The 20,845-nt window shown below is 60.7% G+C and carries 20 protein-coding genes; 6 read left to right on the top strand and 14 right to left on the bottom strand.

All coding sequences use genetic code 11. The features are described from left to right. Window positions 1-118 precede the first annotated feature (118 nt). The gene (locus VJ698_RS06740; protein WP_324101950.1) at window positions 119-1,777 is read right to left on the bottom strand and encodes a hypothetical protein; all 1,659 of its coding nucleotides are present in this window, start codon (window positions 1,775-1,777) and stop codon (window positions 119-121) included. A gap of 388 nt (window positions 1,778-2,165) precedes the next feature. Further along, complete coding sequence (locus VJ698_RS06735; RefSeq protein ID WP_324101949.1) at window positions 2,166-2,492, bottom strand: hypothetical protein; 327 nt, start codon at window positions 2,490-2,492, stop codon at window positions 2,166-2,168. 302 nt (window positions 2,493-2,794) lie between these two features. On the opposite strand from VJ698_RS06735, the gene VJ698_RS06730 reads away from it, so the two are divergent. Beyond that, window positions 2,795-3,406, top strand: a complete 612-nt coding sequence (locus tag VJ698_RS06730) for a hemerythrin domain-containing protein (RefSeq protein WP_324101948.1) — start codon at window positions 2,795-2,797, stop codon at window positions 3,404-3,406. 143 nt (window positions 3,407-3,549) lie between these two features. Beyond that, the gene (locus VJ698_RS06725; protein WP_324101947.1) at window positions 3,550-4,389 is read left to right on the top strand and encodes a YihY/virulence factor BrkB family protein; all 840 of its coding nucleotides are present in this window, start codon (window positions 3,550-3,552) and stop codon (window positions 4,387-4,389) included. 29 nt (window positions 4,390-4,418) lie between these two features. On the opposite strand, the gene VJ698_RS06720 is transcribed toward VJ698_RS06725, so the two are convergent. The 4 genes from VJ698_RS06720 to VJ698_RS06705 all read right to left on the bottom strand — a co-directional run bounded on the left by VJ698_RS06720 (window position 4,419) and on the right by VJ698_RS06705 (window position 9,329). Then, on the bottom strand, window positions 4,419-4,670 hold the full coding sequence (locus VJ698_RS06720; RefSeq protein WP_324101946.1) for a hypothetical protein: 252 nt from the start codon (window positions 4,668-4,670) through the stop codon (window positions 4,419-4,421). 88 nt (window positions 4,671-4,758) lie between these two features. Continuing rightward, complete coding sequence (locus tag VJ698_RS06715; protein WP_324101945.1) at window positions 4,759-6,756, bottom strand: acetoacetate--CoA ligase; 1,998 nt, start codon at window positions 6,754-6,756, stop codon at window positions 4,759-4,761. Between the two features lie 36 nt (window positions 6,757-6,792). Continuing rightward, window positions 6,793-8,022, bottom strand: a complete 1,230-nt coding sequence (locus VJ698_RS06710; RefSeq protein WP_324101944.1) for an MFS transporter — start codon at window positions 8,020-8,022, stop codon at window positions 6,793-6,795. A gap of 77 nt (window positions 8,023-8,099) precedes the next feature. Further along, window positions 8,100-9,329, bottom strand: a complete 1,230-nt coding sequence (locus tag VJ698_RS06705; protein ID WP_324101943.1) for an acyl-CoA dehydrogenase family protein — start codon at window positions 9,327-9,329, stop codon at window positions 8,100-8,102. A 262-nt stretch (window positions 9,330-9,591) separates the two neighbouring features. On the opposite strand from VJ698_RS06705, the gene VJ698_RS06700 reads away from it, so the two are divergent. Next, window positions 9,592-10,269, top strand: a complete 678-nt coding sequence (locus VJ698_RS06700) for a YitT family protein (protein ID WP_324101942.1) — start codon at window positions 9,592-9,594, stop codon at window positions 10,267-10,269. A 76-nt stretch (window positions 10,270-10,345) separates the two neighbouring features. Here VJ698_RS06700 and VJ698_RS06695 read toward each other — a convergent pair whose 3' ends face one another. Next, window positions 10,346-11,611, bottom strand: a complete 1,266-nt coding sequence (locus VJ698_RS06695; RefSeq protein ID WP_324101941.1) for a branched-chain amino acid ABC transporter substrate-binding protein — start codon at window positions 11,609-11,611, stop codon at window positions 10,346-10,348. 155 nt (window positions 11,612-11,766) lie between these two features. Between VJ698_RS06695 and VJ698_RS06690 the strand changes: the two genes are divergently transcribed. Then, complete coding sequence (locus VJ698_RS06690) at window positions 11,767-12,345, top strand: CBS domain-containing protein (protein ID WP_324101940.1); 579 nt, start codon at window positions 11,767-11,769, stop codon at window positions 12,343-12,345. Here the strand turns inward: VJ698_RS06690 and ribA are convergent. The 4 genes from ribA to VJ698_RS06670 all read right to left on the bottom strand — a co-directional run bounded on the left by ribA (window position 12,266) and on the right by VJ698_RS06670 (window position 15,430). Continuing rightward, complete coding sequence (ribA, locus tag VJ698_RS06685) at window positions 12,266-12,907, bottom strand: GTP cyclohydrolase II (protein ID WP_324101939.1); 642 nt, start codon at window positions 12,905-12,907, stop codon at window positions 12,266-12,268. The two genes, VJ698_RS06690 and ribA, sit on opposite strands and share 80 nt — an antisense overlap. 23 nt (window positions 12,908-12,930) lie before the next feature. After that, window positions 12,931-13,827 (bottom strand): pirin family protein, encoded by an 897-nt coding sequence (locus VJ698_RS06680; protein WP_324101938.1) that lies wholly within the window; start codon window positions 13,825-13,827, stop codon window positions 12,931-12,933. Window positions 13,828-13,866: 39 nt separating this feature from the next. Next, complete coding sequence (locus VJ698_RS06675) at window positions 13,867-14,745, bottom strand: pirin family protein (RefSeq protein ID WP_324101937.1); 879 nt, start codon at window positions 14,743-14,745, stop codon at window positions 13,867-13,869. Between the two features lie 64 nt (window positions 14,746-14,809). Then, entirely contained in the window at window positions 14,810-15,430 is a 621-nt protein-coding gene (locus VJ698_RS06670; protein WP_324101936.1) for an FMN-dependent NADH-azoreductase, read from the bottom strand. 99 nt (window positions 15,431-15,529) lie between these two features. Here VJ698_RS06670 and VJ698_RS06665 point away from each other — a divergent pair, with 99 nt between their 5' ends. Continuing rightward, window positions 15,530-16,435: a LysR family transcriptional regulator gene (locus tag VJ698_RS06665; protein WP_324101935.1), complete on the top strand. Its 906-nt coding sequence runs from the start codon at window positions 15,530-15,532 to the stop codon at window positions 16,433-16,435. Between the two features lie 98 nt (window positions 16,436-16,533). On the opposite strand, the gene VJ698_RS06660 is transcribed toward VJ698_RS06665, so the two are convergent. After that, window positions 16,534-17,130, bottom strand: coding sequence for a DUF4148 domain-containing protein (locus tag VJ698_RS06660; RefSeq protein ID WP_324101934.1), 597 nt, complete (start codon window positions 17,128-17,130; stop codon window positions 16,534-16,536). A gap of 88 nt (window positions 17,131-17,218) precedes the next feature. Between VJ698_RS06660 and VJ698_RS06655 the strand changes: the two genes are divergently transcribed. Next, window positions 17,219-18,340 (top strand): FAD-binding oxidoreductase, encoded by a 1,122-nt coding sequence (locus VJ698_RS06655; protein ID WP_324102191.1) that lies wholly within the window; start codon window positions 17,219-17,221, stop codon window positions 18,338-18,340. Window positions 18,341-18,447: 107 nt separating this feature from the next. Here the strand turns inward: VJ698_RS06655 and VJ698_RS06650 are convergent, their stop codons facing one another. Both VJ698_RS06650 and VJ698_RS06645 read right to left on the bottom strand, forming a co-directional pair. Next, window positions 18,448-20,160, bottom strand: a complete 1,713-nt coding sequence (locus VJ698_RS06650; RefSeq protein WP_324101933.1) for a methyl-accepting chemotaxis protein — start codon at window positions 20,158-20,160, stop codon at window positions 18,448-18,450. Between the two features lie 364 nt (window positions 20,161-20,524). Then, window positions 20,525-20,830, bottom strand: coding sequence for a chaperone modulator CbpM (locus VJ698_RS06645; protein ID WP_324101932.1), 306 nt, complete (start codon window positions 20,828-20,830; stop codon window positions 20,525-20,527). Window positions 20,831-20,845: the final 15 nt, after the last annotated feature.

The raw sequence follows: 20,845 nt of genomic DNA, 5'->3' as shown, positions 1-20,845 counted from the left end.
GCGGCCGGGGCCGGCGTGTTTCTTTACATTTGTTACGTCGTATTGGCGAGAGAATCTTGATGACGTTTTGTCAATCGCGGACGCCGCCGGGAACTGTCGTGCTCCCGGCGGCGCTGCACTACTGCTTGCGCGCAATGAACCCGCCAAGCACAGCCTGGCCGCTTGTCGTACTGGAAAGGGAAATCGTACCGCCGATTTCCGCCGGCGCGGCATTCGTGCCGGAGCCGGTCACCGGGCCGAAGTAACGCCCGCCCAGCCCCCCGCTCAGGTTGCCGTTCTGCACCGGTCCGGTCATATAGTTTGCGACGTTGCTGCCGGCAGCGCCCATCGGCACCGTTGCCGTCAACGCGACCGGAACGCTCGTCGCGGACGCATCCCAGGTCACCGGGTTCTGGATCGTCACGCTCACCTGGCGGCTGGTAAAGTTCACGCTGACCACTGCCGAGCCACGGAACACCGCGGGGTCGGCGCTGCCGTCAGGCGTGTACCAGCCGTAGACAAAGCCCGAATAGGTGGCAGTTCCGCTTGTCGGCACCGCGGCAGGATTGGTCACATCGCCGTAAGCCACCATGCCGCGCCGGTTCTTGTTGTGCTCGTTGCCCGCCTTGGCCCACTCCTCGATCACAACCGTGTCCTGCGTCAGCCAGGCGGCAAGGTTCCCGTATTGGAAGCCCCAGTTATCGAGACTGCGATAACCTTTCGAGCCAGGGAAAGGCACGCCGATACCGTTCCCGCCCGGCAGGATCGTCGGATTGCCATTCGCATCCGGGATGTTGTTGCCGGCGTGGATGTCGCCATCTTCATGCACGCGCGAAGCCGATGCGAGGTCTGGCGTATTCCCTCCCGAGCGCCAGTCACCTGCGGAATAGTGCACCCCGCTCGTTTCCGTCGTCGGGCATGGCACGAGGTCGGCTGGGCAGCGCGAGGGACTGGTGCGCGGGAAGTAGCGATTGTTCGCGTAATTGGTCTGTGTGCCGGCCGTACCTTTGATCGCATAGTCATAGAAGCTGAGATCGGCGCTGTCGGGCAGCGCGACTGAAGACAACGCGCCACCCGTGGTCAGCACGGTGTGCCCCTGGGTCGTCGCAAAGGTTTCCAGGATCGGCGGTCGCTCCGTCTTGCCGTCCCATGTCAGACCCAGGTTGTTCAGCAATGCCGCGGCCTTGCTGACGGCGCCACTGCTGTCTTTCGCAATCCGGATTTCGGCCGAGCCGCCGGAGGCAGGCGCAAAGCCGAAGGCACCGGTCTTGATTGCGATTTGCGCGGCCAGGTCACTGGTCGACGTGCCGTACGCCTGCACGCCGGAACTCGTCAGCGCGATGCCATTCTCGCGCCGGATGATGCTCCCTCCGCTGCACTGGAAGCCGGCGCCGTCGGCGCAGACCATGGTCATTTGCGTCGATGACGGAACTGGTGCGGGCGTGCCGCTTGTCTGTCCACCGTCCGGAGGTGTTGTCGGTGTGGTGGGCGTGGTGGGTGTAGTGGGCGTAGTAGGTGTTGATGGCGTGCCCGGGTTTGCAGGTTCGTTCGGCGACGATGTGGCGGGAGGCTGGCTGCCCGATGACGGCGTCGTCGTTACAGTGGATCCTCCTCCGCCGCCGCACGCACTCAGCAGGCTCGCAGCGGCCAGTGCCGCGCAAAGCGGCTGCAGATACATGATGCGTGTCTGTCGGCCACGCGTGGCGAATGATTCCGGCATTTTTTCACGCCGCACATCGCGACAGGCAGCGGCACCGTGCGGTTCGCTTTCAAGGTTCACACTGATGGATTCCGGCATTGGCAAATTCCCTTCCAAATATAAGCACACGGATTGCAGATCGCGCTGGCCGCGAACGACTGCACGCGAGCTTGCAACCGAATACGTGCACTGTCTCCACGGCCTGCATTCGGAAACAGTGTGTTGATCAAGGGGTGATGAGACTGACGAAGGAAACGGACATGTCGGCGCGGGTACCGACCGAACCGTTCTCCGGTTTCCCCGGCGACATCATCGAGTGAGTCGAACAGACGCACTCAAGTCATCGGGTCTACGGATTCTGTTTCACTTAAATCGAAAGAGTTTTGTGCGAACGCAAGCGACCAGGGCAACGTTACACCTCGTTACATCGGAACAGCGAGCGCCGCTCCGACTTCGATGTAACGAGGAAATGCGATGAGTGAATCAATCAATGAAGCTGCTGCTTCAATGTGGAAATAGCCTTGCGCGCCTGGCGCACGGCGTTCTGTACCTGCTCGTCGACATATCCGCCTTGCGAACACGCCTGCATTGCGCGGTCGCCGATTTTTTCCAGCTTGGTGACGCACTGCCGAATCTGTTCTTCACTCTGTTGCTGCTCGGCGACTTGTTGCGCATGGTCGGATTCCTGCTCCAGTTCATTCAGGCATGTGCGCAAGCGATCAGGTACATCCTTGCTCATCTCGCACATCTGTGCGGCAGCATCGACGCATTGTTCAATCTGGGAAAAGCGGTCACGAATCTGTTGCATCTGCATGGGTATTCCTTTCTCAAGGGATGACAAGCGAGTATCTTTTGTTCGCCGCTCCGGCGGATAGTTCCTCGTCGTCCGCTTGATGACCTGCAATGCATCGTCAATAGCCCTGCAATACGAGCGATGTCAATTCACGGGCGGGCCTGTAATTTGTACACGCCCATGTAAGGAAGCCCCCTGTTGACCGCTGCCGGCTGCACAAGGTGCAACCTGTTCACGCCGAATTCGCTCGCATTTGCGCGGGTATGCTGTTTGCTCCTGACCTGCATTCGTGAATGTGCCCACCCACTTAATTGGAGAGAGTCATGATGAATTCAATCAGGAACACCGTAAAGGACAAGCTTTCCCCGAGCGTGACAAACATGATCCGCATGGATCACACGCATGTCGTGGAAGCTTTTCACCAGTATGAAATCGATTCAAGTCCGCAAACGAAAAAGGCCTTGGTGAACACCGTCTGCCTTGCCCTGGAAATCCACTCGCAACTCGAAGAAGAAATCTTCTATCCTGCCATGCGCACGCTTGCCGCAGACACGCCGGTCGTCAACAAGAGCATTCCCGAGCACAATGAAATGCGTCACCTGATTTCAGAGCTGCGCTCGATGGATCCGCTTGATGCGCACTACGACCAGACTTTCATGCAGCTCATGCGCGTTGTGATGCATCACGTCGCGGAGGAAGAAACCACGCTGCTGCCGGATGCAGAACGCCTGATGCCCGACCGCCTGGGCGAACTCGGAATGCAGATGACCAAGCGTCGCCTGCAACTCACTGCGCCGCGCGCCGGGGAGATTGCAGTGAACACGGTACGCGGATTTCCCACCAGTTCCATGCTGGTCGCCGCAGGCGCTCTGTTGGCAGGAACCTACTTTGCCAAGCGCGCGTTCGAAGGGCAGGCGCGGCATCGCCATAATTGATGCAACGAGGTAAAATTTTCCGAATGTCCAGACGGGCGTAAGCGGCCACAGTCGCACGGCGTGTCGCCCGTCCTGCACCGGATGATCAATCACACGGTTTGAACGATTCTATGCGGATACCCGGACTTCGCGGCCTGAGCCCGATGAACGTCCTCAAGGAGGCGGCCAAGGATTTCCTCGCCGACGACATGACCACCTACGCTTCCGCATTGTCCTACCAGGTTCTGTTCGCGCTCTTCCCGTTCATCATTTTCCTGATCGCACTGCTCGGCTTTTTCAACCTCTCCGATTTTTTCGAATGGCTGCGGCAACGCGCGCAGATCGTGCTGCCGCAGGAGGCGATGCAACCGGTCAATCAGGTCATTGGCGAACTCCAGCAGAAAAAGGCCGGCCTGCTTTCCTTCGGCGTGATAACCGCACTCTGGACCGCGTCCTCCGCCGTACGCGCCACCATGAACGCGCTGAACAGCGCCTACGATGTGCAGGAAGGGCGTCCCGCATGGAAGCTCTATCCCCTCTCGATCCTCTACACGCTCGGGATTGCCGCGATCCTGATCGTCGCCACGGCATTCCTGATCGTTGGCCCCCAGGCGATCGACTGGCTCGCGCGGCAGATCGGCGCTGAACAGTTGTTCGTGACGCTATGGACATGGTTGCGGTGGCCGGTCGCCGTCTTTTTGCTGACCCTGTCGGCGGCGGTGGTCTACTACGTCGCGCCCGACGTTGAACAGGAATTCCGCTTCATCACGCCAGGTGCGGCGCTTGCGGTGATCGTCTGGCTGGTTACCTCCATTGCCTTCAACTACTACGTCAGCAATTTCGGCAACTACAGCGCAATGTATGGCAGCATCGGCACGATCATCGTGCTGCTGCTCTACTTCTTCATTTCATCCGCCGTGATGTTGTTCGGCGCCGAGATCAATGCAGTGATCGAGCACCATTCTCCTTCGGGCAAGAAGCCCGGCGAGAAGAAGATGCCTTAGCAGGCTGCTGGAAAACAGAATACACACGTCTACGAAAGCAGCTCGTCGATCATCGTGTAGCCCTTGATGAAGCCGGCTTCGACGGCCGCATCCCGGGTCGGGTAATCGGCGTCATCGCCCGATTCTGCCGTCAGTTCACTCTCCGACGTGGAGTCGTCGCCCGGCTGCGCGATACGCACCGTGTAATCCCAGCGTGACGAGTCGCGCTCATGGGGCAAGGCCGTCACATGCACTTCCATCCCCTTGTAAGATTCGGTGTGCCAGTCTTGTCCGCTTTCCATGGTCGTTGCCCCGGTGTTGATCCACGGACATGGTACTGCCCGCAAGGGCGCGAGCCTTGAGATTGCTCAGGCCCGCTTTCCCTGCGGATCAGGCGCTGGCCTGGACTTGCTGCGCGTTGCGTGATTTCGCCAGCTCCACGAAGTAGCCGAGACTGCCGGGATTGCTCATCGCATCCGGGCTGGCGACCTCCGCGACCGGCATCCCGAGCAGCAGCTTCTTGACGGGCAATTCCATCTTCTTCCCGCTCAGGGTGCGCGGAATCTCCGTTACCGCGACCACTTCGTTCGGCACATGGCGCGCGGACAGCGCGGTGCGGATGTTGTCGAAGATGCGCCTGATCAACGCGTCGTCCAGTGCAACACCCGGGCGCAGCACGACGAACAGGGGCATCCATGATTCGCGTCCGAGGTATTCAAGGTCCACGACGAGGCTGTCCATGATCTCCGGCATGGCTTCCACCACGCGATAGATTTCGCTGGTGCCCATGCGGATCCCATGCCGGTTGATCGTCGTGTCCGATCGTCCGTAGATCACCGCCCCGCCGCGCGGCGTGATCTGCAGCCAGTCGCCGTGCCGCCACCATCCGGGATACATCTCGAAATAACTCTCGCGATAGCGGCGTCCCTCTGCATCGTTCCAGAAGTACAGCGGCATGGACGGCATCGGCTTGGTGACCACCAGTTCGCCGACGGCATCCGTGAGCGGCTTGCCCTGCTCGTCCATTGCGTAGACTGCGATGCCCAGGCAGCGGCATTGCATCTCCCCCGGGTAGATCGGCAGGATCGGGCAGGCGCCGACAAAGGCGGCAATGACATCCGTGCCGCCGCTGATGGTGGCAAGCAGAATGTTCGATCCGAGCTGCTCATAGATCCATGCAAATGCTTCCGCCGGCAGCGGCGAACCTGTCGCGCCGACCATGCGAAGCGTATGCAGGTCGGCCAGCTTGCCCGGTTCGATGCCGGCCTTCATGCAATTGGCGAAGTAGGCGGAGCCGGCGCCGAAGGCAGTCAGGCGCGCCTCTTCGGCGAACTTCCACAAGACCCCGAGATCGGGATAACCGGGATTGCCGTCGTAGACCGCAATCGTGGAACCGACCAAGAGTCCCGTGACCTGCGAATTCCACATGACCCAGCCGGTCGTCGAGAACCACATGTAGCGGTCGTTCTCGCCCAGGTTCGAATGCAGACCATGGCCCTTCAGGCTTTCCAGCAGGACGCCGCCCTGCCCGTGGACGATCGGTTTAGGCATACCGGTGGTACCTGACGAATACACGACCCACAAAGGATGATCGAAAGGCAGCTGCTCGAAGGCGAGCTCGCCGTCATGCTCGAGCAGCGCATTCCAGTTGCGCGTTCCCTGCAAGGTCGCATCCTTGTTCAGATAGGGCAGGAGCACAACGTGTTCGAGCGAGGTCAACGACTGCATCAGTCCCGTCACGACATCACGCCGGTCGAAATCCTTGCCGCCATAGCGATAGCCATCTACGGCAATCAGCACCTTCGGCGCGATCTGGCCGAAGCGGTCGAGCACGCTCGGTGTGCCCATATCGGGCGAGCAGCTCGACCAGATCGCACCGATGCTCGCGCAGGCATAGAAGGCGACGACGGATTCCGGCAGGTTGGGAAGGTAGGACACGACGCGGTCGCCCGGCTGCACCCCCATTTCGCGCAGTGCGTGCGCCACTGAGGCGATCTGCCGTCGCATCTCGCGCCAGCTCAGCTCGACCGTCGGCCGCATTTCCGATTTTCCGATGATGGCAGTCTTGCCGCTCTCTTCCTCGCTGCGATGAAAGCGGAACACCTGTTCCGCGATATTCAGCCGCGCACCTTCGAACCACTTCGTGCCCGGCATCTTCTCGCCGTCCAGCACGCGGGTGTACGGCGCCGAGCTTTGCACATCGAAGTATTGCCAGATCGAGGCCCAGAAATCATCGAGACGGTCGACCGACCATTGCCACAAGGCGTTGTAATCATCGACGTGGACCTGTTTCTCCTGGCCGAGCCACTGCATGTAATCATGCATGCGCGTCTGCGCGATCCGTTCCGGTGACGGCGTCCATAGTGCAGGGTGCTGGATATCGTTCATTGTTTGTCTCCTTTCATTGTTGTTATCTGAAAGCCATCACGCGGGCTGCGCTTTTAGGCGCAACCGATGGCTGAAGCGCAGTGCGACGAGCAGCACGCCGAGCGCACCGATCATCAGCACCTTGCCGGTTCCAATCGGCTCGACCAGCGCGCCGGCAATGGCGACACCGACTGACTGGCCCAGAAAAAAACTGGAAGCGAAGGCCGAGACTGCCGCACCGCGACGCTCCGGCGCCATTTGCGTGGCATTGATCTGCAGGGTGTTGTGCAGCATGTAGAAGCCCAGCCCGGCCATGAAACAGCCCGGTATGGCCCACCACCACGCCGGCGCACCGCCGATCAGGAACAGCGAGCCACCGAGGAAGATACCGCCCCAGCGCGACAAGCCCACCTCCCCCATTCGCCGCACCAATATGCGCGAGCCGAGCGCGAACACGAATCCGCCGCCGCCGAACAGCATGATGAGCGCGCCCGCCGTAGTCATCGACAGGCCGAAGGTACGATGCTCGTGCGAAGCGATGAATGCGAACGCGCCGTACAGGAACGCGCCCTCGAGAAACACGGTGAGCAGCACGCTCCGCGCCCAAGGCAGCATCAGAATCTGTTTAAACTCCACGATCATGCGACGCACGGCCGGCCCCTCTGCGCGGTGCAGGCGGCGCGCAGCTTCGGGAAGACGCCGGTTCAATGAAAACAGCGCCGCGCCGACGACCAGGAAGACGGCCGCGATCAGGAAGAACGGCAACCGCCAGTTATGCGCATCCGCCGCCAGCCCGCCTAGCAGCACGCCGGCCGACAGGCCGAGGATCTGTCCGATCAGAAAGCGCGCCAGCACCGGTTGCCGGTCCTGGTAAGGTATGACGTCACCGATCCATGCCATGGAGAGCGGGATGACGGACGCAGCGGTGGTGCCGGCCAGCAGGCGCGCGATGAGCAGGGGAACAAATCCCGGTGCGAACGCGCACAGCAAGGTGGTGAGCGCACAGGCCAGGGTGCCGCAGGCGACAATGAAATATTTTCCGTAACGGTCTCCCAGCGGGCCGAAGAACAGCTGCGCCAGGCCGTAGGCGATGGCAAACATCGTGATGACATTCGATGCATCGCCGAGCGAGACGGAGAATTCGGTCGCGAGCTGCGGCAGCAACGGATCGGTGACGCGCAGCGAAATGCCGCTGCCGAAAGCTGCGAGCGACAGCAACGGCACCGCGGCAACGGGAATGGATGTAGTGGGTACCGGTATGGCTACGGCCTGGTCTGATTGCTTCATGAATTGCAGTGGGTGGGTGGCGACAGTCGACGTGGAGATGACATGCCGCATAAGTGAACACCCGTGCAATTTTAGTATTAATCGAGATCCGGCGTATTCATGTACGGCAGCGTGGCACCGCGGCGCTCGGCTGCCGCGCTCATTTCCTGCCGCGCGATCGTCCGCAGGTGGACTTCATCCGGGCCATCCGCGATGCGCAGCACCCTGCCCCATGTCCACAGCTCCGCCAGCGGCGTATCCGGACTGAGCCCCATCGCGCCGAACACCTGCATCGCCCGGTCGCAAACCGTGGTGTGCATGCGCGGCACGATGGCCTTGATCATGGCGATCTCGCGCAGCGCCGATTTCGCGCCGTGCTGGTCGATCATCCAGGCGGTCTTCAGCACGAGTAGTCGCGCCTGCTCGATTTCCATGCGCGACAAGGCAATCCATTCGGCGATGTTCGCGTGCTGGTGCAGATAGTGCCCGAAAGTGCGCCGCTCGGCCGCACGCTCGCACATCAGCTCGAGCGCGAGCTCGGCCTGGCCGATGGAACGCATGCAGTGATGGATGCGGCCCGGCCCGAGGCGCGCCTGTGCAATGGCGAAACCGGCGCCTTCTGCATGGATGAGGTTCGTTCTCGGCACCCGCACATCACGGAACACCAGCTCGCAATGCCCGCCGGGAAAGGAATGGCTCATCACTTCGATATTTCGCACTACCCTGAAGCCGGGAGTATCGAAGGGCACGATCACCATGCTCTGGCGCTTGTGCACTTCCGCGTTCGGATCGGTCACGCCCATGACAATGGCGAATGTGCAGAGCGGATGCGCCGCACCGGAGATGAACCACTTGCGCCCGTTGATGACGTAATCGTCGCCGTCACGGCGAATCGAGATCTGGATATTGGTGGCATCGGACGAGGCGACGTCAGGCTCGCTCATCGCGAAGCAGGAGCGGATCTTCCCATCCAGCAGAGGATCGAGCCAGCGTTCACGCTGCTCCTCCGAAGCGAACATGTGCAGCAGTTCCATGTTGCCCGCATCGGGCGCGCTGCAGTTGAAGGCTTCCGAAGCCCAGTGCACCCGCCCCATGATTTCCGCCAGCGGCGCGTATTCCAGGTTGGTCAGTCCTTGTGAGGGCAGGAAGAGGTTCCACAGGCCTTCCTCTTTGGCCAATGCCTTGAGGTCTTCGAGGCATTGCGGATGCTGCAGGCCGTCGCCGGCTTCCCGGTGCCACAGCGGAAGGTGCGGCACGACATAGTTGTCCATGAAGTCCTGCAGCTTTCTTTGCAGCTGCCGAACTTTCGGCGTGTATTCGAAATCCATCTTGAACTTTCAGAGAGTGATGCGAGATGTTGCATGCTGCATGTACGGAGAATCTTAGAGTGCGCCGAAGAATCATTCAAATGAATAGTCCTCATTGAGTGCAATAAACCGAGTGCATGAAGCATCAATCGCATCGCGGCCCCGATTTTTTTGATGCAAGTCAATTATTTTTCAGAAGCAGTTGGTATAAGCTTGCGCGCAGAAAAATAATCCTTCGGGCCTGCTTCACAAGAGTGGGGCCGAGTCGCTTTTGAGGTCCCACATGGACAATCCCGTTCCGCTGCGCAGCTCCCCTTCCATTGCCATCGTGGCCGACAAACCGAAAGAAACGCAGCGAACCGACAAGCTGCAGCACCATACAGCCTTCGAGGACATGCAGGCGCTTGCCGCCGGCATTCTGCTGGTGTCGCTCGGGGTCGCGCTGCTCGGCAAGGCGCACCTGATCACGGGCGGCACGGTCGGCCTGGCCTTCCTTCTGCATTACTTCACCGGGATCAGTTTCGGCAAGCTGTTCTTCGCGATCAATCTGCCTTTCTACTATCTCGCCGTGAAGAAGATGGGATGGAAGTTCACGTTGAAGACTTTCACCGCCGTGCTTCTGCTGTCGACGTTTTCGGAAATGCTGCCACTGGTGCTCAAGGTGGAAATGCTCAACCCGCTCTACGCTGCAGTGATGGGCGGGCTGCTGACCGGCGTCGGACTGCTGGTGCTGTTCCGCCACAAGGCCAGCCTGGGCGGTTTCAATGTGATGGTGCTGTATCTGCAGGAGCGATATGGACTGCGGGCGGGCCTGGTGCAACTCGGCCTGGACGCAATCATCATGTTGCTTTCCATTCCGATGATTTCCATCCAGGCCGTGGTGATTTCCCTGCTCGGTGCGGCAATGCTTAACCTGACGCTGGCGATCAACCACAAGCCAGGGCGCTATATGGCAATCTGATGCGGGCGATCTAATGCGGGCGATCTAATGCGGCCAATCCGGTGGCAGGCTCAAGCGCCTGCCGCGCGGTCGCGCTTTACTCCGGGCGCTTCATCCTGCAGGTCGTGGGAAGCGCACTCGCCTCCAGCGGTAGATAGCGTTCTGTCTTGAAACCGTAACCGCTCCCCTCGTTATCGAACCGGACCGAGCCGTCCGACACCTTCCGCATCACGGAGACATAGAGCGGCTGCAGCAGCTGGTGATCCTCGGCGCGCATCACCGCTTCGTGGAAGGCATTGCGAAAGCGTGCGCCCTCGAGCGCCTTCGCCACCGCGCCGGCCTCGCTGCTGCCAGCCTTTTCCATCGCCGATGCCAACATCTCGATCATCACATGCATGCGCAGATGCACGTAGTCGTCTTCCGGCTGCGGATAGCGCTTGCGGAAGGTCTGGTAGTAGGCGTCGCTGGCGGAATTCCTGGTGCCCTCGCCGGTGTTCGGATGCCATTCAGCGACGGCGCGCACGCGCCCGACGCCGGCATCGCCGATGGCTGCAGGCGCGCCGAGGCCGTTGCCATAGAAGGTATAGAACTTGAGCTGCAGGCCGGCTTCCTTCGCCGCCTTCACCATCAGTGTCAGGTCATTGCCCCAGTTGCCGGTGATGACCGTGTCGGCGCCGCTGGCCTTGATCTTCACGATGTAGGGCGTGAAGTCCTTGATCTTGCCGATCGGATGCAGCTCGTCGCCGACGATGCTGATATCCGGCCGCTTCGCCGCAAGCTGCGTGCGTGCCGATTTCGCGAGCTGCCGGCCGAAGCTGTAATCCTGGCCGATGATGTACACGCGCTTCGCCGATGTGTCGCCCTTGATCACTTCCGTGAGCGCGTTCATGCGCATGTCGGCATTCGCATCGAAGCGGAAGTGCCAGAAGCTGCACTTTTCGTTCGTCAGCGCCGGATCGACTGCGGAGTAGTTGAGAAACACCATGCGATGCTGAGGATCGCGCAGGTTGTGCTTCTCGATGCCGTCGATCAGCGCCGCGGCCACCGCCGAGCTGTTGCCCTGTACCACGAAGCGCACATGCTGGTCTGCATACTGCCGCAGACCGACCAGCGACTCCTCCACGCCCTGCTTGTTGTCGAAGGTGACGAGTTCGAGCGGATGGGCGCCGTCGCGCAAGTGCACCCCGCCGCGCGCATTCACCCGCTCGATCGCGAATTGCAGGTTGCGTACGACCGCTTGTCCTGCATTGGCGAACGGTCCGGACAGTCCCTCGATCATGCCTATCCTGACGGGCTCGGCGCCGTATGCGCCGCCGCAAATCAACAAGGCCAGCAGGGTCAATAAACGCTTGGGTTTCGGCATGGTTGGTTCCGCTACGAAAATCATGAAAAGGCAGAAGTGTACCGCGCGTGAAGACCGGTAGTGAGGAAACCGTGCGACAGCGCCGAAGTCAAATAACAAGCTGTCGCTGTCGGGCAATCCGGTGGCGGCGAAGATGTAACGAACAGGAGTCTGACGTGTCCATCACAATTTCAGAGGTGATGACGCGTGACGTCACGGTCATCAAGCCGGACGACAATGTGCAGCAGGCGGCAAAAATGATGGCCGACTGGAACGTTGGCGTGCTGCCAGTCTGCGAAGGCAAGCGCCTGGTAGGCATCGTTACCGACCGCGATATCGCCGTGCGTGCGATACCCGCCGGAAAAGCTCCGGCGGACATACGCGCCGCGGAGATCATGAGCGGCGGCGTTTACTGGTGCTTCGAGGATCAGACAGTCGGAGAAGCGCTGCAGCACATGGGCGACGCCCAGATCCGCCGCATTCCGGTAGTGAATCGCAACATGGAGCTGGTCGGCATTGTGTCGCTCGGTGATCTCGCGACGCGCGCCACAAGGCCAGCGTGGAAGACACGCTGGAGGAAATCTCGACGCCGTCCGAACCGGTACGACAGGGATCGAACCGCGGCCAGCCGCAACGCAATGCGCCGCGCACGCGCTGACGTCGAGCGCGTGTTCCTCAATCGAAGTCGAGCATGTGCCCGAGCTTCTCCTGCTTGGTGCGCAGATAGCCGATGTTGTGCGGCGTGTGCGCGGTGAGCACGGGGATGCGCTCGACCACTTGCATGCCGCAATCGGCCAATTTTTTCATCTTCTTCGGATTGTTGGTCATCAGGCGGATCGTCTTCACGCCGAGATGCTCGAGGATGCGTGCCGCGATCTGGTAATCGCGCATGTCGACCGGGAAGCCGAGGTCGAGGTTGGCCTCCACCGTGTCGCGCCCCTGGTCCTGCAACTGGTACGCCCGGATCTTGTTGGCCAGGCCGATGCCGCGTCCTTCATGGCCGCGCAGGTAGACCACGACGCCGCTGCCTTCGTCGGCCACCTTCTTCAGTGCCGCGTCGAGCTGCTCGCCGCAATCGCAGCGCATCGAACCGAGCACATCGCCGGTGAGGCATTCCGAATGCACGCGCACCAGCACGGCCTCCTTGCCTCGGACGTCGCCTTTCACCATGGCCACGTGCTCCACCGTTTCGCCGGCCGGCTGAAACACGTGAATGTGGAATTCGCCATGCTTGGTCGGAAGGGTGGAAGAAACAACGTGGTCGAAAATCTTGTCGGAGCCGGCGGTCGCCGTCTTCTTGTCTCCGGGTTTGCTCATGTGATGTGATCCTGTGAATTGCCTTAACTGAAAGATTCCGGCGGTTTCGGCGCTTCCGGCAGCGGAATCCATTCAGTTTCCTGCGGCACCGCGCCAAAGCGCTGCGCACGCCAGTCTTCTTTTGCCTTCTCGATCGCGTCCTTGCTGCTGGCTACGAAGTTCCACCAGATAACACGGTCACCATCGATCGACTTCCCACCCAGCAGCATGATACGCGCCTTCGTCTTTGCCTCTATTGTAAATTCTTGTGCGGCCGGAAGGACAGCCATATATTGCGCGGGCAAGACCGAACCTTCGACATCCGCTTCGCCGTCGACCAGGTAGACCGCCCGCTCGGGATATTCCGCAGGAACGGTGAAGCGGCTGCCCGGCATCATTTCGAGTGCCGCGTAGAACATGTCCGAAAAGGTGGTGGCAGGCGCCGTATGGCCAAAGGCGGCGCCGGCGACCAGTCGCAGCTGAACGCCAGGTAGATCCACGACAGGCAAAGTCGAGACGGGATGATGTTCGAATGAAGGCGCCAAGGTTTCATGCATCTTTGGCAAGGCGACCCAGATCTGGATGCCATGCAGCGGCCCGCCGACGCGACGCACCTCATCGGGGCTGCGCTCCGAATGCACGATGCCGCGCCCTGCCGTCATCCAGTTGACGTCGCCGGGATGGATGGGCTGCACGCTACCGAGCGAATCGCGATGCAGTATGACGCCTTCAAACAGATAGGTGACGGTTGCCAGGCCGATATGCGGATGCGGCCGCACATCCAGCCCCTCGCCAGGTCCGAATACCGCAGGTCCCATGTGGTCGAAGAAGATGAACGGCCCCACCATCTTGTGCGACAGGCTGGGCAGCAGGCGCTTGACGGTGAAGCCGCCGAGATCCTTGACGTGCGGCTTGATGAGATGCAACGAAGAAATGGTCATGGATGGATCCTCGCGAAGACGTGTCCACCCATTATCCACTCAAGTCGCAGCCTGGGTGAAACGGCCGCTCTGGTAGTCCATGATCGCCTGCTCGATTTCCTCGCTGGTATTCATCACGAACGGCCCGTACTGCACCACCGGCTCGCGCAGCGGACGGCCTGCCAGCACGAGGAAGCGCGCTCCCACCGTACCCGCCTTCACATCGATGCGCTCGCCGGGAGAGAGGAAGCCGGCACTCTGCGACTTCAATAGGCGCGGCGACTCGCTGCCGACCTGCACATCGCCTTCATACACGTAAATGAACGCATTGTGCGTGGTCTCGAGCACCTGCGACAATGCGGCGCCGGGCGGCAGCGCAACGTCCAGATACAGCGGATCGGTGCTCAGGCCCTGGATCGGGCCGCGCACGTCCTGGCCGTCGAGATGCAAGGTGCCCGCGATCACCTTGACCGATCCGCCGCCTGGCAGGGAAGCCAGAGGAATCTCGGACGGCGGAATGTCGCGGTAATGCGCCGGCTTCATCTTTTCCTTTGCCGGCAGGTTGATCCACAGCTGGAAGCCGCGCATGCGGCCCTCTTCCTGTTGCGGCATCTCGGAGTGGATGATGCCGCGCCCCGCCGTCATCCATTGCACACCACCGTTTTTGAGCTCGCCGACATTGCCGAGATGGTCCTCGTGCCGCATGTGGCCGTCGAGCATGTAGGTGACGGTTTCGAACCCGCGATGCGGATGGGCCGGGAAACCCGCGATGTAATCGCCCGGATTGTCCGAGGAGAATTCATCCAGCATCAGGAACGGGTCCAGCCGCGCGCCCTGTCCCTGCCCGAGGCTGCGGCGCAATTTGACACCGGCGCCGTCGGATGTGGCGAGGCCTTCGATGACACGCTGCAAGGTACGTGAAGTGACAGTGGTGTTCATGGCTTTTCCTTTAATAACAAACGATCATACTGCGTTGTGCCAGCTTATGCGCCGTTATCCAGCGTCATGCAGCGGCGCGCAGCGGCTCGCTGAGCAGCCTGATCGCGGTTTCGGCATTCATTAATGCCGCCTGTTTGCTTTCGTCACCCAAGTTGAGTCCCTCGGCATAAACGAATTCGACATCCGAAATACCGATAAAGCGCAGGAAATCCCGCACATACGAAGTCTGCGTATCCAGCGGGGTGCCGACATACGATCCGCCGCGCGTCGCGAACACATAAACCTTCTTCCCGGACAACAGGCCGACCGCGCCCTTGTCGGTATATTTGAAGGTCACACCGGCACGTGCGATGTGATCGAAGTAAGCTTTCAGGGCGGACGGGCTGCCGAAGTTGTACATCGGCAGCCCGATCACGATGGTGTCCGCGCGCCGGAGTTCATCGATCAGCGCATCGGAAAACGCGACCACGTCCTGCTGCTCGGCACTGCGTTCCTCGGGCTTGGCGAGGAAGGCGCCAAAGCGTTGCGCGGTCAGGTGCGGCACGGGATCGGTGCCGAGATCGCGCGCGATCACCTTTCCATCCGGATGGGCGGACTGCCATTCGGCAACGAACCGGTTGGACAGGCGGCTCGACTGGCCGTTTTCGGAAAACATGCTGGCATTAATCTGAAGCAGGGTTTTCATTGTGTTTCTCCTCGGGTTGATCATGAGTCTCCATTAAACTATTTACTGGATAGATAAAAAAGTAGAATATTTAGACCATATTCATCTATTCATCCGATAATGGAAAATCAATACATCACGCTGGAGCAATGGCGGACCTTGATCATGGTGGTCGATATCGGAGGCTATGCGCAGGCTGCCGAGGTACTGCACAAGAGCCAGTCATCGGTGACCTATGCCGTGCAGAAAATCGAATCCCTGCTCGGCGTGAAGGCCTTCGAGATCCAGGGTCGCAAGGCGATCCTGACGCCGACCGGGCAGTTCCTGTACCGGCGCGCCCGCGCGCTGCTGGAGGATTCGAGCGCGCTGGAACGTGCGGCGAAGCGGCTCTCGGCCGGCTGGGAAGCGGAAATACGGATTGCGGCGGAAATCATCTTCCCGACGTGGCTGCTGCTGGAATGTTTCGACCGGCTCGGCAAGGAGAGTCCGCACACCCGCATCGAGCTGATCGAGTCGGTGCTGGGCGGCACCGGCGAAGCATTGTTGCAGGGCCAGGCCGACCTGGCGATCGCGAGTATCGTGCCCTCCGGCTTTCTCGGCATGCCGCTCCTGCGCATGCGCTTCATTCCGGTTGCGAGCCCGTCGCATCCCCTGCATCAGCTCGGGCGCGAAATCACGATCGAAGATTTGCGCAAGGAGCGTCATCTTGTGGTGCGTGAATCCGGCACGAGGCGCAGCACGCGCATCTTGCCGGTGGACACCACGCAACGCTGGACAGTGAGCCACAGTGCGACATCCATTGAAGCGGTGCGCATGGGTTATGGCTTTGCGTGGTTCCCTGAAGAGAAAATCCGCAACGAACTGCGAGACGGCTGCCTGAAGCCGCTGCCGATGCGCGACGGCGGCGAACGCTTCGCGGAACTCTACCTCGTGCTGGCGGATCCCGATGCCGCTGGACCGGGCACGCGCCGGCTGGCGGAAATCATCCGCGAGGCGGTCGGCCGCGAATGCGAGAAGGTCGAATGAAACTCATGTCAGCCTCACGGCAACAAGGCCAGCCGCTTCTGCGGCTGGCCTTGTTTGCGGCAGGTCTTTTTGCGAGAAGGAGCTGTCGTGCGGATTGATCAGCTGCCGGTCACTTCATGCGAATTCTTCGCGGCCTGCAACACTTCGTTGCGCACATCGGCGCGGGTCCTGGTTGATGCAACGTTCGTGAATTCGACATATTCCGGGCTGCTGCCGACAGCGCCCTGCGAAGCGGCAATGCTGGCACGCACCAGTGAACGCGGCGCCGTGGACGCGACCTTCGTGAACTGCACATACTCCTGGTTCCCCGCGAGCTGGCCTTGCGTATAAGCCTGCGCCAGTTCGGCCTGGACTTCTGCACGGGATTTGGTCGAGACAAAGCTGCTGAAATCGACAACTTCGCTGTTGCCCTGCGCAAAAGCGGAACCGGTGAGGGCGAATACAGCAGCGGCGGCGATCATTTTGGTGGCATTCATTTTCATTCTCCAGAAACAAGTTGGTTGATTGACTATCCAGTGCTGTCCGGCGGTAAAGGAATCGGTGATCCGTCTGAACCAGCTCGGTGAGTCGCAGCTTTTTCTTGTGTGCTCATCGATGAAGCACAGTGTATAGACCACGTCGCTATCAATAAACAGCGTTCCTGACAATGCATTTTTTCTGAAATAGAAATTATCGTCGAAGAATCCCCCACACATTTCCGGGGATCAATACACGCAGCCCACAGGGCCGACGGATAATAGGGCCTTCCAGAACAATCGGAGGATCCACGTGGCAAGCAATGAAATGAAGTGCGACTACCTGATCATTGGTGCGGGCATCGCGGGAGCATCGATTGGATATTGGCTGGCACCTCATGCGAAAGTCATCATGCTCGAGCGTGAAGCGCAGCCGGGATACCACAGCACCGGCCGTTCCGCCGCCCTGTTCTATGAAAGCTATGGTCCGCCGCAGGTACGCGCCCTCACCTGCGCCAGCCGCGCATTTTTCGATCATCCTCCAGCGGGCTTCACCGACCATCCCATCCTTTCCCCGCGTGGCGCGCTGATGGTCGCCACCGAAGGACAATCGGACCTGCTCGACCAGCATGAAGCCGCCGTCAGGTCGGTATCGGAGCACGTGCAGCGCCTTGATTCCGCCGGCGCGTGCGAACTCGTTCCGGTGTTGCGGCGCGAGCGCGTGCTCGGCGCCGTGCTCGAACCGGACGCAGCGGACATCGACGTGCATGCGCTGCACCAGGGCTACCTGCGCGGCATCCGTGCGGCAGGCGGTTCCGTAGTGTGTGATGCGTCTGTGACGGCAATGGAGCGCGTGAACGGCATCTGGCGCGTGACAGCCGGCGGCCAGACCTTTGAAGCGCCGGTGGTGGTGAATGCGGCCGGGGCCTGGTGCGATGTGGTCGGCGCGCTGGCAGGTGCAGTGCCGTCCGGCCTGGTGCCGATGCGGCGTTCGGCGTTCACCTTCGCGCCTCCGGAAGGCCTCGACGTGAGCGCGTGGCCGATGTTCATCGGCGCGGACGAGTCCTACTATGTGAAGCCCGACGCAGGCATGCTGCTAGGTTCTCCCGCCAACGCCGATCCGGTCGAACCGCATGATGTGCAGGCAGAGGAAATGGACGTCGCGCTCGCCATCGACCGCATCGAAACGATGACGACGCTGTCGATCCGCCGGCCGAAACATGTCTGGGCGGGCCTGCGTTCCTTTGTGCCCGATGGAAGTTTCGTCGCCGGATTCGATCCGGCCGTTCCCGGATTTTTCTGGGCCGCAGGCCAGGGTGGCTACGGCATCCAGTCCTCGGCAGCGGCGGGCGAGACGTATGCAGCGATGCTGCGCGGAGTATCGATCCCGCAGCGGATACTCGACTTCGGCGTGCGTGCGGAGGAATTGAGTCCCGCGCGCCTGCGCTAGCGTCGGGTTCGGATCAACGTCGATTGATATCGTCCACGGAAAACACGAAAAACACGAAAAAAATTCCTGGATTTCTTTCTGTGTCTTCCGTGTTTTCCGTGGATATCCTATCCATGGTGCACAAGCATCTTCTTCGCTGGCTCTGCGATAGCCAGCAGCGCCGTCTGCTTCAGGCGCGCGTTGTCCGGGCTCGCTATTTGCGGCCGTGCCGGCTGACTTCCTGCACCAAGCTCAAACGCGGCGACGGTCTGCGCCAGTTCTGATGCCTGTGACTGCATCGCGGCGGCAGCAGCAGCGGCCTGTTCCACCAGTGCCGCATTATGCTGTGTCATCTCGTCCATGGTCGCAATGGCGCGGTTGACCTCTTCGATGCCGACGCTCTGCTCCTGGCTCGCTTCGGTGATCTCGTTCATGATGTCCGCCACATGCTTGACCGCGGCGACGATTTCTTCCATCTGCCGGCCGGCGTCGTCCACCAGCGCGTTGCCGCTTTCGACCTTCCGCACCGAATCGCTGATCAGGTCCTTGATTTCTTTCGCGGCGCTGGCGGAGCGCTGTGCAAGGTTGCGCACTTCCGCGGCGACCACGGCGAAGCCGCGGCCCTGTTCGCCGGCCCGCGCTGCTTCCACGGCGGCGTTGAGCGCGAGGATGTTGGTCTGGAAGGCAATGCCGTCGATGACGCCGATGATGTCGACGATCTTGCGCGAACTGTCCTTGATCGAACCCATCGTCTCCACCACCTGCCCGACCACGACGCCGCCCTTGGTCGCAGAATCGGATGCCGACTGCACGAGTTGGTTCGCCTGTTGCGCATTCTCCGCGTTGTGACGCACGGTACCGGTCAACTGCTCCATGGACGAGGCGGTTTCCTCCAGCGCGCTGGCCTGCGATTCGGTGCGCGCCGACAGGTCGGCATTGCCCGAAGAGATCTCGCCGGAGGCGTTGCCGATCTGGTCGGTGCCGATCCGGACCTGGCGCACGATCTGCGACAGGCTTTCATCCATGTCGCGCAGCGCGTGCAGCAATTCGCTGGTTTCGTCCTTGCCGCTGATCGTGACCGGCGTGCCGAGCTTGCCTGCGGCGACACGCTTGGCCAGCCCGACCGCGTCCTGCAACGGACCTGTGATGCTGCGCGTCGTGACCACCGACAGCGCGGCGCCGGTGATCAAGGTGACGACGCCCATCGCCAGCAGGAGGAAGGTCAGCCGGCGGCCAGCGGCTTCCGAATCCGTCAGCAACTGGTCGATCGCCTTCTGCTGCATGCCGACGAGCTTGTCGATTTCCGCGATGGCTTGATGGTTGAGAGAATCAATCTGCGTAGAGATCAGCTTGCCCGCCGATTCGTTCGCATAATCCTTGACGCGCTGGATGGCTTCCGCGAACGGAGCATCGGTCTTCTTGTTCAGCTCATCGATGCGGGCGACGATCGCCTTTTCCTCGGCAGTCAGGCCCAGCGAGAGCAGTTTCTGTTCCGCTTCCGTAAAACGCTGCCGCTGCGCTTTCGCCTTTGCCTCTTCGCGCAACATGTCCGGCGTGCTGTACTGCAGCCCGACGTTGCGCATCGCAATCCCGCCTTCGAGCACCGCGCTGCGCATGGCGCCGGCGACGGCGGATTTTGCGCTGGCGTGCTTCAGTCCTTCGTTTTGCGTTTTTCTTCCGTTGGCGCTGATCACGATGTCCGCAAGCAGCACGCAAACGACCAGCACGAGAATGATGCCGAAGCCGATTGCCAGCCTCGCACCGATCTTCACCGTACGCAGATTCATTGCCTTGTCCCCCGATCCGTTTAACTCGGCGTCGGGAACCTGTCTGCCGGACATGACTGCATCCGGTCGAATAGTTGTGTATCAAGACTGAAGTTCCCTAGCCATACACCCCAGCAGAAAGAGTGTAATGGAAGCAATGCGGTTTCGGTCAGACTAATGACGATACGCCGGTGCGCATGTCCGGAATCTGGGCAGCCCCAAGCTGAAGCAGGGAGGATATCTCTTGCAACGAAGTTTGCAGTTTGTTAACAGGCATCCGTGCCGAGTGCAGACGAGCCGCATTCCGGCCTTGTAGCGCAGTGCAATTTACGATCTACGCACCGTGATGCGGTGCACGTGCACACTGCCCAGTTTGCAGACATGCATCGACACTGCCCAATTTTCAGGCAGCCAAAGATGTTGCAAAAACACGTCAGGTCTAGTGCCTGGCTTTCAGGGCACGCAATTCATTCTCGAGCGCATCGATCCGTTGCAGCAGCATGAGCGCGACGGCAACGCCCCGGCGGTCCAGTTCGAAGTCGTCGCGCAGACGGCGCGCGGTCAAGGCGGTCACCACATACTGCTTGTGGAAACGTGCCGGCTCGACCAGCTGATCCAGCGGCACAATGACGCCGGTATCGATAAGTTCCTGGACTTCCGCCAGCGAAAGTCCGGAAGCCTTTGCAAGATGTTCTATGGTGCAGATACCCGATTCCTCGGGTGCGATTGCGTCTTCGATTTGCATCCTTTTTCACGCGCC

This window comes from Noviherbaspirillum sp. (genome assembly GCF_035254685.1).
Classification (GTDB): Bacteria; Pseudomonadota; Gammaproteobacteria; order Burkholderiales; family Burkholderiaceae_D; genus Noviherbaspirillum.
The sequence above is the reverse complement of the archived record's forward strand: the minus strand, read 5'-3'. Positions and strand labels throughout refer to the sequence as shown.

What these genes read in the sequence shown, in the direction of transcription:
- VJ698_RS06740 (WP_324101950.1), bottom strand. Translation starts at nt 1,777, where the DNA reads ATGCCGGAATCCATCAGTGTGAACCTTGAAAGCGAACCGCACGGTGCC.
- VJ698_RS06735 (WP_324101949.1), bottom strand. Translation starts at nt 2,492, where the DNA reads ATGCAGATGCAACAGATTCGTGACCGCTTTTCCCAGATTGAACAATGC.
- VJ698_RS06730 (WP_324101948.1), top strand. Translation starts at nt 2,795, where the DNA reads ATGATGAATTCAATCAGGAACACCGTAAAGGACAAGCTTTCCCCGAGC.
- VJ698_RS06725 (WP_324101947.1), top strand. Translation starts at nt 3,550, where the DNA reads ATGAACGTCCTCAAGGAGGCGGCCAAGGATTTCCTCGCCGACGACATG.
- VJ698_RS06720 (WP_324101946.1), bottom strand. Translation starts at nt 4,670, where the DNA reads ATGGAAAGCGGACAAGACTGGCACACCGAATCTTACAAGGGGATGGAA.
- VJ698_RS06715 (WP_324101945.1), bottom strand. Translation starts at nt 6,756, where the DNA reads ATGAACGATATCCAGCACCCTGCACTATGGACGCCGTCACCGGAACGG.
- VJ698_RS06710 (WP_324101944.1), bottom strand. Translation starts at nt 8,022, where the DNA reads ATGAAGCAATCAGACCAGGCCGTAGCCATACCGGTACCCACTACATCC.
- VJ698_RS06705 (WP_324101943.1), bottom strand. Translation starts at nt 9,329, where the DNA reads ATGGATTTCGAATACACGCCGAAAGTTCGGCAGCTGCAAAGAAAGCTG.
- VJ698_RS06700 (WP_324101942.1), top strand. Translation starts at nt 9,592, where the DNA reads ATGGACAATCCCGTTCCGCTGCGCAGCTCCCCTTCCATTGCCATCGTG.
- VJ698_RS06695 (WP_324101941.1), bottom strand. Translation starts at nt 11,611, where the DNA reads ATGCCGAAACCCAAGCGTTTATTGACCCTGCTGGCCTTGTTGATTTGC.
- ribA (WP_324101939.1), bottom strand. Translation starts at nt 12,907, where the DNA reads ATGAGCAAACCCGGAGACAAGAAGACGGCGACCGCCGGCTCCGACAAG.
- VJ698_RS06680 (WP_324101938.1), bottom strand. Translation starts at nt 13,827, where the DNA reads ATGACCATTTCTTCGTTGCATCTCATCAAGCCGCACGTCAAGGATCTC.
- VJ698_RS06675 (WP_324101937.1), bottom strand. Translation starts at nt 14,745, where the DNA reads ATGAACACCACTGTCACTTCACGTACCTTGCAGCGTGTCATCGAAGGC.
- VJ698_RS06670 (WP_324101936.1), bottom strand. Translation starts at nt 15,430, where the DNA reads ATGAAAACCCTGCTTCAGATTAATGCCAGCATGTTTTCCGAAAACGGC.
- VJ698_RS06665 (WP_324101935.1), top strand. Translation starts at nt 15,530, where the DNA reads ATGGAAAATCAATACATCACGCTGGAGCAATGGCGGACCTTGATCATG.
- VJ698_RS06660 (WP_324101934.1), bottom strand. Translation starts at nt 17,130, where the DNA reads ATGTGTGGGGGATTCTTCGACGATAATTTCTATTTCAGAAAAAATGCA.
- VJ698_RS06655 (WP_324102191.1), top strand. Translation starts at nt 17,219, where the DNA reads ATGAAGTGCGACTACCTGATCATTGGTGCGGGCATCGCGGGAGCATCG.
- VJ698_RS06650 (WP_324101933.1), bottom strand. Translation starts at nt 20,160, where the DNA reads ATGTCCGGCAGACAGGTTCCCGACGCCGAGTTAAACGGATCGGGGGAC.
- VJ698_RS06645 (WP_324101932.1), bottom strand. Translation starts at nt 20,830, where the DNA reads ATGCAAATCGAAGACGCAATCGCACCCGAGGAATCGGGTATCTGCACC.